Raw genomic sequence first — 12,459 nt, forward strand, 5'->3', positions numbered from 1 at the left:
ATTTCTTTACTCTCCCATACCCCCGAACAGCGCCTCAAGGAAGGTCTCAACGTCCTCATGCGTGTTGTACAGGTGCGGTGAAGCCCTTATCCCGTAGTGTCCGAGAACGCCGCGGTGGCTGACCGAGATTCCCTCCGCGGCGAGCTTTCCGTACAGCCTCTCCTCTTCCTCGTAGCTCAATCCCGTCTTTATCGTGACTATCGGTGAGCCCTCCGCGAGAACCTCAAGGCCCGCACTTAGAACCTCGTCCCTTATCCTGCCCGCTAACCTGAGGTTGTGGTGCTCTATCTCTTCGATGCCTATCTCGTTTATCAGCCTCAGCGAGGCCCTGAATGCTGCGGCTATGAGGTACGGCGGCCCTCCGCCGAAGTCGAGCTTTTTGATGCCTCCAGCAGGTTTCAGCTCGCCCCAGGGATCTTTCTCCGGCAGGCCCCACCAGAGCCCCCATTCACCCGTCGGCGGTTCGTTGTTGAGTAATCCAGTTATCGGCTTGGCCTCCCCTAAGAGTTCGTCCGAGACGTATATCAGACCTGCCCCCGTGTCCGGGCTGATTAGCCACTTCTCAGAGCCCGCCGAGAGCGCATCAACGCCTTCCCTCTCCGGGAACAGTTGCATGGCTCCAAGGTGCTGGACTGCGTCAACTATCAGCCAGGCCCCGTGTTCGTGGGCAGCCCGTGAAAGCTCCCTCAGGTTGAGCCTTTGTCCGGTGACCCAGTTGACGGAGCTTAGGACCACCGCAAATGTGTCGTCGTCTATGGCCTTTTCGATGTCCTCCATGCTGTGGACTCCATTCCTGTTCTCAACGACCCTCAGCTTGAGGCCAAATCTCTTTGAGTAGCTCTTGAGGAGCGCGGGCACGGTTGGAAACTCGGTATCGAGAGAGACGATGTTCCCTCCCCTCTTGGGTTCAAGTGCCATCAGAATCCTCCTGAGGCCCTCCGTGGTCTGTATTGAGAGGCCGACGTTTTCCGGGTTAACCCTCATCAGCCTCGCCGCCTCGTCCAACAGCGGCTTTAGAACGACCTCGTCCATGTAGTCGACCGAGTTGACTTCCCCGTGGAACTCGATAACGTCGTCGAGGAGCTTTGTTGCTTCGAGAACCGCGGTTGCTGGCATCAGGCCGAGGCTTGCGGTGTTGAGGTATGCCTTAAACTTTCCCAGTGCTGGAAACAGACTCCTCCTCATAGAAACCCCCGAAGAAATAAGAAACGAATCGTTTAAATGGATTTCGAGAGAGCTGACCTCCTCCCCGCCGTAAAGGGCGAGGCTTTCAAAAGAAAAATGTAACCTTCTCAGATGACCGCTGGAACGCCCGGGATCCTAGGGAACGGTTGCACCTCCGCTATGTGCTTTGCCCCCACCATGTAGCGGATCAGCCTCTCGACGCCGATTCCCGCCCCTGCGCTGGGCTTCAGGAGGCCGGCTTTCGCCACTTCGATGTAAGGTCTGAACGCCTCAAGGCTTATCCCCGCTCTCTTCATCTTCCTCACTATGACCTCGTACTCCCATTCCCTCTCGCCGCCGCTTGAGACTTCTCCGTAGCCCTCCGGCAGGTAGAGGTCGTAGTTCCTGAAGTGCCCCGGTCTCTCAGGGTCTTCCCTGTCGTAGAACTCCCTCTCAATATCGGTAACCCAGAAGGGTTCCTCCATGGCGTTGCTGGCCTCGTCCTCGTCCCCGAACTCTTCCTTTATCTCCTCCAGGGTGAAGCGCTTGAAGGGCGGCTTGACTCTGGGCACCTCCCTCTCAAGTTCCCAGCTCCTCGCCTCCCTGAACAGACCGCTGATGAGGCCCTCGATGAGGCCCATCACGTCGTCCATACTGGCGTAGGCTATCTCGAAGTCGAGCTGGGTGAACTCGTAGGCGTGCCTTCCGTCGTCAGCTGAACGTCCCTCAAGCCTCACGTTCGGCGAGAGGATGAAGAGCTTATCTATACCCATCGCCACCGCCATCTGTTTATGGAGTATCATGCTGTGGGTCAGCCTCAGCCTCGAACCGTAGACCTCGACCTCGGGCGGTCTGAGAGCCTCCTCTGCGGCCGGATCGGGCCAGAGGGGGTCTGTGATGGAGCTGAGCATCACGGGGAGCATCCACTTAAAGCCCTCGCCCACCATGTATCTTGTCATATAGTCAATCACTCTCGTCTGTACTTCCATGACCGGTTCAATTTTTCTGGTCACAATTTGGAGAGCGTTCATATCTACCACCTACTTTTTGTCACGTACTTTCCCCTTTATGGCCTTTGTGCAAAAACTTTTGGATTTTGGGCAAGATATGACATTTAACTGCAGTGATTTTTGGATATACGACAATACACTGCGCTTTATTTGACGTTTATCAAAGTCCATCGGCGATAGCGTTATAACGCCAGCCGAGAACCTTGTATGGTGGTAAAGCATGGGAGTGTACATATTCACGCCTGAGGACCTGATACGCTACGGTGCCGCGACCGAGGAGCAGTTTGAGGTTCTGAAGAACGCGGTTCTCTCCAAGAAGGACATCCTCGTGGTTGGTTCCAGCCGCTCCGGAAAGACCAAGCTCGTTGAGGCGCTGATGCACTTCATACCCGGTGACTGGAAGGTTGCCGTTATAACCGCCTACGGCGAGTTCAAGCCCTTCAAGCCAAACATCGTCGTCATAGATACTCAGTTCGACAGCCAGCCCCTTGAGAGGCGCACTTCGGACGTTATCTCAAAAATCAAAGCCTTGAATCCAGACTACGTCGTCATCGACACCCTTCACACCGTTGACGCCGCGAGGATATTCCGCGAGCTTATAGACGATTACGCCTTCATCGTGACATCCCTCGCCCTCACCGACGACATAAAGGGTGAGGTCAGGCACTGGCTCAGGATAAGCGGCGAAACCTTCGACAAGTTTGACATCGTCGTGGAGCTCAAGAGGGACTGGAGAACCGGGATGAAGAGGATAAACCGGGTATACGAGGTAAAAAACGGGGAGCTCAGGCCCGTTATTTAGAGCGCTTTTTGAGCCGCTCCTTTAACTTTCTCCAGCCATCCCTTATCTCATTTCTGACCTTTCTCTGCCCTTCCCTCGTGAGGTAGCCCTTTCTCCACGCGGCGTACATGATGCCGTTGAAGGCGAGGGTAGCCACAACCGCCAGAAGCAGGGAGTTAACGGCGACGCCCGCTATCGTTCTCTGCGTCCTCCTGAACATTCCGAGGGCAACGTAGTCGTTGGGGGTCATGTGCTTCATGGGCAGAACCGCCCTCTCGGTGCCTTCGGCGGGGATTAGGGACAGCATGTGGTTCCAGGTTACGACGTAGACGTTGATGTGGGTTCCGTTGACCGTGCAGTTCGGAATGACCTCGTTCTCATCCACCCACAGGCAGCTCCCGTTCTCCAGGAGCTTTCCGTTGACATCGGTGTGTTCGTAGGTCTGGAAGTAGAAGGTGCCGTTCTCGGGGTTAACCTTCACTACCTCTATGTCCTGCGTCGCGCCCCCGTAAACGAGGCCTCGGAAGAAGCGGTAGAGCTTGTCTATCAGTGAGTTGCTGAAGTATTCATCCTCCCAGACGATGTAGTAGTAGAGAACGCCGTCGTAGTCCACCATGTAGAGTATTCCCACCGGTCTGTCCTCGGGGGCCGTGTAAACGATTGGGGTGTAGAGGTCAATCTTCTCGCTCTCCCCGGGCATGTAGCCTTCGAGGGAATAGCCGCTTGAGGCCAGTCCAACGAACCAGAAGATTAGGAAGTTCAGGATGAGCCAGGCGGTTATCCACTTCTTCGAGACCATGACATCCACTATAATAAAAAGAAGGGAGCTCAGCCCTTAAGCTTTTCTATGACCTCGCGGAGGTTGGCGAGCATCTCCTCGATGTCCTCGAAGGTCATGTAGCCCATGTTTCCAATCCTGAAGGTCTTCTCGGCAACGCTTCCGTAGCCCTTGGCCAGCTCGAAGCCGCGCTCGCGCATGGCGTTGTAGACGTCGACGCCCTTCATTCCCTCGGGGACGACGACAGCGGTTATCGTCGGGCTCTCGTAGCCGGGCTCAGCCAGAACGCCGAGTCCCATCTCCTTGACGCCCTCGCGAATGGTTTCGCTCCTCTTCTTGTACATTCCAAGCCAGGCATCCTTGCCGCCCATTTTCTCGACTATCCTGAGCACGACGTTGAGGCCGAATATCTGCGGGAGCGGGGGAGTTGAGGGGGTTCCCTTCTTCTTGCCGTTGAACTTCTTGTAGAGCGGCAGGTCGAAGTACCAGCCGCGCTCCGGCATCTTCTCGGCTATTTCAAAGACCCTCTCGCTCACAGCCGCGACAGCAAGCCCCGGCGGAACGCCGAAGGCCTTCTGGGAGCTGGCGAATATCATGTCTAGACCCCATTTGTCAAATTTGATGTCCGCGCCGCCCATGGCTGAAACGGCGTCGACGAAGAGCAGCTTGTCGTGCTCGTGAACGACCTTCGCCAGCTCGGGGAGCGGGTTGAGGACACCGGTTGAGGTCTCGTTGTAGGTTATGGTCACCGCAACGACGTCGGGGTTCTTTCTGAGGGCCTCGTCGAGCTCCTCCGGCTTGACGGCGTAGCCCGGCTCCTTCCTCAGGATGACCGCTTCCCTGCCGTTGGAGTTGACTACCTCGGCGAACCTGTCTCCAAAGGCTCCCACGGTCGTGACGAGAACTTTTCCTCCCCTCGGCACGGTGTTTCTCACGGCAGCCTCCATGAAGCCGGTTCCGGAGCTGGGGAACATTATTATCTCGCCTTTCTCGGCTTCGAGAAAAGCCCTGAGTCTGCTGAGGGTGTCAACGTGAACCTCCTTTGCCTCGGCCGAGCGGTGGCTGAACATCTGGACGCTCATTATCGCGAGAACCTCTGGGAAGCATGCAACTGGACCGGCGGTAAAGAGCCTGTACTTCGGCTTGACGAGCTCGTAAACCTCCCTGTAGGCCTCTTCATACTCCATTTCGAACCTGAGTTCCATCAGCATCACCTCGGCGGGAGTTTGAAGGCTAAATATAAAAAGGGTTCGATGGCATTGTGCACCGATTGGTTGAAGTCCCGCTCATTTATTCCGTCGATGGTTGAAAAATCTTCGGCATGGTCAACACTTTTAAAAGCTTCGCCCTAACGCTTAGAAGGTGGTCTGATGGAACGAAGACGCCTCGCTGGAATAGTCCTTCTCATAGTCTCGGCGTTCACCGGGACGATAGCCTTTCGCCTCGCCACCCCCGCCATAGCGTTCTACACGCGCGATATACTCAAGGCTTCGATGCTCTCCGTTTCCATAGTCTCGATGTCTTTCGTGCTCGCGAGGGCGTTTTCCTCGGTTTTCGGCGGGCTGATGCTCGAAAGGGGCAAGAGGCTCGTTTATATCGGTGCGGTGGCTATGATGGGAAACGCCCTGGCGGTTCAGCTCTACCCCCTGACCTCGACGTGGTTCCAGGTCGCCGGGATAAAGCTCCTCAACGGCTTTCTCAACGGTCTGAGCTGGCCGATGGCGCAGTTCGTCATAGCCGTGGCCACCCCGAAGGAAATAAGGGCAAGGGTTACCGCGGTCTACTTCTTCTTCGGCAGCATCGCTTCCCTCCTCGGAAACTACGTCTACGCCTACACGATAGACCTCGGGCTGGGCGGCCAGATGTGGATTTCCTCCGCGTTCTTTATCCTGACCGGCCTGATAATGGTGGCCAGCTACGTCCTCCTCTACGATAGAATAACGCCCAAGAGGAAGCGCTTGGACGGTGAAAAGCCGAGCCTCGAACCCAAGAGGGTTCTAATCATTGCCTCGCTGATGGCGGTGATAGTGGCCTTCACGTCCGGCGAGATAACCTATGTCTACGTCTCCGAGGCCCTGGGTATGGAGAAGGCAACGACCGCAACGCTCATCGGCTGGGCGGGCTTTCTCGCCGCGATGCTCAGCTACGGCGTCTCCTGGCTCGCCGACGTGAGGAGCGAGAGGCGGATGGTTCTGCTCACGTCCATAATGGCAGCACTTTCGCCGCTCCTCGCGGCAGTAAAGACCGCTCCGACGGTTTTCCTGGGAATATTCCTTGCACTCTTCGCCTTCCAGAGCTTCAGACCGATTTCCAGAAAGGTTCTGGCGAGCTACCACCGCTCCTCCCTGGCCATTGGTGGCGTCAACGGCGTCCAGAACCTCTCGACCTTCTTCGGGGGGATGCTGTTCGGCTTTGCTTATTCGCTCGGGGAAGTTCACGGGGCTGTAACGCTCAACCTAGCCCTGCTGGCATTCACGCCTGTTTCGATAGCCCTGCTCTGGCAGAGCGTTAAGCTTAAAGGCGGTGGGAAGTAAGTGCCCTTTGACGGAAACTCCAAAACTTTTATAAAAGAGAGCACTCGCCTAAATTTAGGCTTAGCTTACGCTCATTTGGAGGTGAGAGTATGGGACTGAGACCAGCCAAGATTGATAGGGACGTTGACAAGCCCGCTTACACGAGGAGGGAATACATACGCGGTGCGCCAGGTCCGAAGATAACGATCTTCGACATGGGCAACCTTTCGGCTGAATTCCAGTACGAGGTCAGCCTTCATGCCGAGCAGGCCATGCAGATAAGGCAGAACGCCCTGGAGGCCATTCGTATCCAGGTGAACAGGTACCTCCAGAAGAACGTCGGAAGGAGCAACTTCCACTTCAAGATAAGGGTCTACCCGTTCCAGGTGCTTAGAGAGAACCCGATGGCCACCGGAAGGAAGGCCGACCGTTACGGAAACGGTATGAGGAGGCCCTTCGGAAAGCCGATAGGTCTCGCCGCCCGCGTCAAGAAGGACCAGAAGATACTCACCGTTTGGGTGAACGAGAACCACCTCAAGTTCGCCCTCGGCGCCATGCACAGGGCCAAGATGAAGCTCCCCTACAGCGCATACTACAGAATCTACGACAAGGAAGGCAACGACATCACCAGCAAGGTTCTCTCCACCATGAAGCGCTGAAGCGCAACGCTGAAGCGCGCACTATTGCCTTCTTCTACATTTTCATGCCCGTGTGTTCCGCCACCTGGCCGATGTTTTTATCGTATGTTCATAATAATTCATAATAATTATTAACGATGCCGTCCAACTTAGACTGGTGGGATGATGGTAAGCTCAGGTTTCAAGGCCATGCTTCTCAAGCTCGGCGTTCCCGAGGACAGGCTGACGGTCCTTGAGGGCAAGGGTGGGGTTGTGGAGGGTGAAGTCGAAGGCATCAGGTACGTTCGCTTCCGCGATTCCGCCAAGGGCTTCCGGCGCGGAACCGTTGTCTTTGAGAACGGCGACGTTGTTCTGGGGTTCCCCCACATAAAGCGCGTCGTCCAGCTGGAGAGCGGTATCAGGAGGGTCTTCAAGAACAAACCCTTCTACGTTGAGGAGAAGGTGGACGGCTACAACGTCCGTGTCGTGAAGGTGAAGGATAGGGTTCTTGCCCTCACGAGGGGAGGTTTTGTCTGCCCCTTCACGACGGAGCGGATACTCGACTTCATAAACGGGGAGTTCTTCAGGGACTACCCAAACCTAGTCCTTGCTGGAGAGATGGCCGGGCCCGAAAGCCCGTACATCGTCGAGGGGCCGCCCTACGTTAAGAAGGACATAGAGTTTTTCCTGTTTGACATCCAGGAGAAGGGAACGGGGAGAAGCCTTCCAGTGGAAGAGAGGTATAAGCTCGCGGAGGAGTACGGGATTCCTCAGGTGGGGCGCTTTGGCCTCTACGACCGTTCGAAAATTGATGAGCTGCATGAGCTGATCGAAAGGCTCAGCAGGGAGAGGAGAGAGGGCATCGTCATGAAAACGCCCGACATGAAGAGAATCGCGAAGTACGTAACGCCGTACGCCAACATCAACGACGTCAGGATAGGCTCCCACATATTCTTCGACCTGCCGCACGGCTACTTCATGGGGAGGATTAAGCGCCTCGCGTTCTACCTGGCCGAAAAGCACGTTAAGGGCGAGGAGTTCGACGAGTATGCGAAAGCCCTTGGAAAGGCCCTCCTCAGGCCGTTCGTCGAGAGCATCCACGAAGTTGCCAACGGCGGCGAGGTCGAGGAGGTCTTCACGGTGAGGGTGAAGAGCATAAGCACCGCCCACAAAATGGTGACCCACTTCGAGAGGCTCGGCGTGAAAATCCACATCGAAGACATAGAGGACTTGGGCAACGGCTACTGGAGGATAACCTTCAAGAGGGTTTATCCCGACGCCACGCGCGAGATGAGGGAGCTGTGGAACGGCAGGGCTTTCGTGGACTGAGCAATGCTTCAAAAATTATTCCGGTGGGGATTATCTTGGCAGGGTAATCCTCACAGGCTGAAAGTTTGTCCGCATACTTGATTCCCACCTTGAGATTCGGCAGATTAAGCTCTGATACTAATCCAGCTTAGTGCTAATGAGCGGTTAGTCAATTTAACTTGTACCCCTACAAGTAACTTGCGGGGTGTAAGTTAGAGCTCTCGGAACACCCTCTTAAGCACGGGGTCGGGGATGATATACCTGCCCTCTCTCTTCTCCACGTAGTCCGACTTCACGAGGTTTTCGAGGAGCTTTGAAAAGTTCGAATCATTGATGTAGCCCAGCTTGAGCGTTAAATAGTCCTTGATGTCCTTCCACCGTGAATATCCAAGGGCTATTGCCCTGAGAATGACCCTGTACCTCGGACTGTAGGCGAAGAGCTTCGACAGCTCGGTTTGGATTAAACTCTTGGCCTCTCTCAGAACTTCATTTAGGGCCTCTTCGTGTCCAAGCTTTCTTGTGACCCGCGTATATCCGTAGAGGGCCAGCCAGCCTGGAATCCCGTCGAGCTCTCCCACGGCATCTTCAATCTCCCGTCCGCTCACGTTGAAGTTGGCTTCATCAAATCCCTTTCTCAGAAACTCAGCGCTCATCTCCGGGCTGAATCTATCTAAGGTTACGTCGTGGTGGTATCTGCCGAAAAGCGGTGCCTCCGGATCATCGAACTTAAGGAAGTCTAAGAGAAGGCCAACTTCGGAGCCAGTTAGGATGAAGGTTAGGTTTTCGAGATTGTCCGTTGCGTAAGCCAAAATCCCATCGTACCTTGTGGCCCCTCCAAAGCGCAGATACTGGGCTTCATCGAAGGCTATGATGACCCTCCCGGATTTTTCTCCGTATTCGTTGAGCGCTTCTAAGAGTTCGGTTATTGAGAAGTCTTTTGAGGTTATCTCCAGCCTGAGTCTGGAAACGCTTACTCCCCGGACCCTCTCAAGAAAAAGCTTTGCCTCTTCAACTAGTTTTTTCCTTCCGCTCATCCCTGAAAGGAGCATCTTCCCGATTACGTACCTGTTGACAGATGAGAACTCGGAGTAGGTTTTTCTCACATCGACTTTTATTGAGGGGTAGGTGAGCTCGTTGAGTGTTACGTTGAGGAGTGAGCTCTTTCCAAGCCTTCTTAGGCCAAGAAGGAGGATTAGCCGTTCTCCCCTTTTCACGGCCTCTTCAAGCTCCTTGAGTTCCCTCTCCCTGTCAAAGAGTTCTTCCTTCTTAGTCTTTGGGTAAGGTGAAAACAGCATTAACTTGCACCCCCACAAGTTACTTGCACCCCTGCAAGTTAAAAGGCTTTCCCCGGAAACTTTGCCTTCGCAAAGTTTCATCAAAGTTAGTGGTTCCTCTTAAATCGTCAGATTGGGTAGGATTCCCTTAAGAAACGAACACTGGAGTTACTGTGAATTCCATTCTCGTTAATTTGCATTTTAAATGGAGTTCAACTTTAATCGACGCCCGAAGGGCGTCAAAAAGGAGGAACTCTTTGAGAGGAGCTATAATTGAAGAATTCCAAACCCAAAACAGCCTGTAAAAAGGAATCCTATCTCACTCTGGCATCTCAAAAAGAACCACGAACCTTGGTCAAACTCTGCGGGACTATCGTCCCTTGCGTCGAGCAGAGCTCGACGTCGCAAAGGCGAACAAGCTTTTAGAAAAAGCTTGACCAAAAGAGTCCCCTTCTGTTAAACCAAAGAGAATAAAAGCGTGCATATTTAAAAACTGCTTGAAAACAAGGTTCAATTCTAATGTCTGGCTGTTAATCGGTTTCACTTTCATTCTGGCGTTCTTGGAACGCCTTGTGGAGAGCGAAACGTTGTAAAAGTGGCAATTGTAGAGTGAACCACTTAAAAACGAGCATTTTTAGGAACGCACACCTCTTTCCGCCAGCACTTTGCGAAGCAAAGTGCTGAATGGGGGTGTGGGGGCGTTAGCCCCCCGGAGTTTCAGAGAAAACGGGGTTGTGGGGCGAAGCCCCACTTCGGGGGTTTGAGAGTACAGAGCAAGCTTTAGGAAAGCTTGACCAAAAACGTCCTTCTCACAAAATGAGCAAAAGGTCAGTCGTGCACTTGCCAAAGAGCCAGTTTTAGCAGGGTTTCTCTAAGAATGAACCATTTCAAACAGTTCCAACTTGTCACTAGCGTCCTTTCGGACGCTTTTTCAGGGTGGAACTCTGAAGAGTTGATATTTTAGTGAAAACCCGTATTCAGGAACCCTCTTTAAAGTGCACGGACTCAAAAACCCTCAAGTAAACAGTCATAACTTTTTGATGAAACTTTGCGTCAGCAAAGTTTCTTTGCAAAAAAGTTGCATACCTCTCAGCCCAAAAAAGGGTGGAAGGGTTCGAAAGCCTTTTAAATACTCTCCATAGACCCCACTTCAGCGTTGAAGTTACCATAGCGAAGGATGACGGAAAAATGGCCTGGCACGTCTTCATTCCGGATTCGCTCCTCGAAGAAACCGACGACCCCAAAATCAGGACGTACAAGGTTGGTCAGGTAGCCAGGGCTTGCGCAATCTTCGGCGTTGAACACGTGTGGATTTACAGGGCCGGTGGCAGGGACGGAAGGTTCATCAAGACCATCCTGGAGTACGCGGAAACGCCCCAGTACCTCAGAAAGAGGCTGTTCCCCCTCATGCCGGAGCTCAGGTACGTCGGCGTCATCCCGCCGCTGAGGACTCCCCACCACAAGCTCAAGGGGAAGCCGAGGGTCGGCGAAATCCGTGAGGGCTTCGCCTTCCGGAAAGGGAGGAGAACCTACGCGGACATCGGCCTTGACGAGCTCGCTTTGGTGGAGGGGGACGTTGAGGGCAGAGCCACGTTCAGAATCGTCTCGGTAAGGCCTCTCAGAGTAATACCAGCGAAACCGGTTGAATACTGGGGCTACAGGGTGCATCTAACCAGAAAGTCACTGGCAAAAACACTTAAAAAGGCCAGGCTGGATTTGGCGATTGCCACCTCCCGGAAGGGGCGTGACGTTCGAGAGGTGAAGCTTCCCCCGCTTGAGGGGGAGGTCGGATTTGCCTTTGGCTCACCGAGGAAAGGCGTGATGGAGCTCCTCGGCGAGGAGGAATATGACTTTGATCTAATCCTCAACACCATTCCGAATCAGCGGACGAAAACCGTCCGCACCGAGGAGGCCGTCTTGGCCACACTCGCGGTGTTTAATCTCATAAGGAGGGATTGAGATGGGAAAAATACACAGGCCAAGGAGAGGTTCACTGGCTTACTCCCCTAGAAAGAGGGCCAAGAGTATAGTCCCGAGAATCAGGAAGTGGCCACAGGACAGCGAAGTCAGGATGCTTGGTTTCGCCGGCTACAAGGCTGGCATGACCCACATCCTCATGATAGACGACAGGCCAGGGCTCACCAAGGGTAAGGAGATCTTCATGCCGGTCACGGTGGTCGAGGTCCCGCCGCTCTTCGTCTACGGCATCAGGGCCTACAGGCAGGGCTACCTTGGACTTGAAACCGCCACCGAGGTCTGGTTCCACGAGCTCAACGACTACGTCAGGAGAAGGATAAAGACCCTGCCGAAGAACTACGACGAGGAGGCCTTCAAGGCCAAGCTCGGTCAGCTTGAGGACCTTGTCAACGACGGCGAGATCGTCGACGTCCGCCTTCTCGTCCACACCCAGCCGTGGCTCATCAAGCTCAAGAAGAAGCCCGAGGTCATGGAGTACGCCATCGGTGGCGACGACGTCAAGGCCAAGTTCGAGTACGCCAAGGAGAAGATAGGCAAGGAGCTCCGCGCGAGCGAGGTTCTCCACGAGGGTGAGCTCCTCGACGTCATAGCGGTCACCAAGGGTAAGGGAACCCAGGGTCCGGTCAAGCGCTGGGGAATCAAGATACAGTTCCACAAGGCCCAGAGGGCTGGCAAGGCCAGGCACGTCGGTAACCTCGGTCCGTGGCACCCGACCAGGGTCATGTGGACCGTCCCGCAGGCCGGTCAGATGGGCTTCCACCACAGGACCGAGTTCAACAAGAGGCTCATAGCCATAGGTGAGAACGGCAAGCTCAAGCTCGACGAGAAGAACGAGATAGATGTCACTCCGAAGGGTGGCTTCCCGCACTACGGCGTCATAAGGAGCGACTTCCTCATGATACAGGGTACCGTTCCGGGAGCCTTCAAGAGGATCATCAGGGTCAGGCCGGCTATAAGGCCGCCGAAGAAGAAGCCGCCGGTTGAGAGGCCGCAGATAACCTACGTCAGTAGGGAATCCAAGCAGTGAGGTGAGATAG

At 54.5% G+C, this 12,459-nt stretch carries 11 protein-coding genes; 6 read left to right on the forward strand and 5 right to left on the reverse strand.

Going from position 1 to position 12,459, the window contains the following annotated elements; all coding sequences use genetic code 11:
* Positions 1 to 6: 6 nt before the first annotated feature.
* Both E3E51_RS07760 and E3E51_RS07765 read right to left on the reverse strand, forming a co-directional pair.
* Positions 7 to 1,185: an aminotransferase class V-fold PLP-dependent enzyme gene (locus tag E3E51_RS07760; RefSeq protein ID WP_167912547.1), complete on the reverse strand. Its 1,179-nt coding sequence runs from the start codon at positions 1,183 to 1,185 to the stop codon at positions 7 to 9.
* A gap of 107 nt (positions 1,186 to 1,292) precedes the next feature.
* Complete coding sequence (locus E3E51_RS07765) at positions 1,293 to 2,195, reverse strand: asparagine synthetase A (protein WP_167912548.1); 903 nt, start codon at positions 2,193 to 2,195, stop codon at positions 1,293 to 1,295.
* Positions 2,196 to 2,394: 199 nt separating this feature from the next.
* Between E3E51_RS07765 and E3E51_RS07770 the strand changes: the two genes are divergently transcribed.
* Entirely contained in the window at positions 2,395 to 2,976 is a 582-nt protein-coding gene (locus tag E3E51_RS07770) for a Flp pilus assembly complex ATPase component TadA (protein WP_167912549.1), read from the forward strand.
* Here E3E51_RS07770 and E3E51_RS07775 read toward each other — a convergent pair.
* Both E3E51_RS07775 and E3E51_RS07780 read right to left on the reverse strand, forming a co-directional pair.
* Positions 2,969 to 3,754, reverse strand: a complete 786-nt coding sequence (locus E3E51_RS07775) for a hypothetical protein (protein WP_167912682.1) — start codon at positions 3,752 to 3,754, stop codon at positions 2,969 to 2,971. The genes E3E51_RS07770 and E3E51_RS07775 overlap by 8 nt on opposite strands.
* A gap of 29 nt (positions 3,755 to 3,783) precedes the next feature.
* A complete protein-coding gene (locus E3E51_RS07780; protein WP_167912683.1) occupies positions 3,784 to 4,938 on the reverse strand; it encodes an alanine--glyoxylate aminotransferase family protein in 1,155 nt (384 codons plus the stop codon).
* Positions 4,939 to 5,103: 165 nt separating this feature from the next.
* Here E3E51_RS07780 and E3E51_RS07785 point away from each other — a divergent pair, with 165 nt between their 5' ends.
* From E3E51_RS07785 to E3E51_RS07795, 3 genes are all read left to right on the forward strand, one after another.
* The gene (locus tag E3E51_RS07785) at positions 5,104 to 6,267 is read left to right on the forward strand and encodes an MFS transporter (protein ID WP_167912550.1); all 1,164 of its coding nucleotides are present in this window, start codon (positions 5,104 to 5,106) and stop codon (positions 6,265 to 6,267) included.
* An 89-nt stretch (positions 6,268 to 6,356) separates the two neighbouring features.
* Positions 6,357 to 6,905: a 50S ribosomal protein L16 gene (locus tag E3E51_RS07790; protein WP_088179840.1), complete on the forward strand. Its 549-nt coding sequence runs from the start codon at positions 6,357 to 6,359 to the stop codon at positions 6,903 to 6,905.
* 144 nt (positions 6,906 to 7,049) lie between these two features.
* Entirely contained in the window at positions 7,050 to 8,192 is a 1,143-nt protein-coding gene (locus E3E51_RS07795) for an RNA ligase (protein WP_167912551.1), read from the forward strand.
* 191 nt (positions 8,193 to 8,383) lie between these two features.
* Here the strand turns inward: E3E51_RS07795 and E3E51_RS07800 are convergent, their stop codons facing one another.
* Entirely contained in the window at positions 8,384 to 9,466 is a 1,083-nt protein-coding gene (locus E3E51_RS07800; protein WP_167912552.1) for an ATP-binding protein, read from the reverse strand.
* Between the two features lie 1,167 nt (positions 9,467 to 10,633).
* Here E3E51_RS07800 and E3E51_RS07805 point away from each other — a divergent pair.
* Together E3E51_RS07805 and E3E51_RS07810 are read left to right on the forward strand one after the other, a co-directional pair.
* Complete coding sequence (locus E3E51_RS07805) at positions 10,634 to 11,404, forward strand: putative RNA uridine N3 methyltransferase (protein ID WP_167912553.1); 771 nt, start codon at positions 10,634 to 10,636, stop codon at positions 11,402 to 11,404.
* A gap of 1 nt (position 11,405) precedes the next feature.
* Positions 11,406 to 12,449: a 50S ribosomal protein L3 gene (locus E3E51_RS07810; RefSeq protein ID WP_167912554.1), complete on the forward strand. Its 1,044-nt coding sequence runs from the start codon at positions 11,406 to 11,408 to the stop codon at positions 12,447 to 12,449.
* Positions 12,450 to 12,459: the final 10 nt, after the last annotated feature.

This window comes from Thermococcus sp. 21S7, from assembly GCF_012027615.1.
Classification (GTDB): Archaea; Methanobacteriota_B; Thermococci; order Thermococcales; family Thermococcaceae; genus Thermococcus.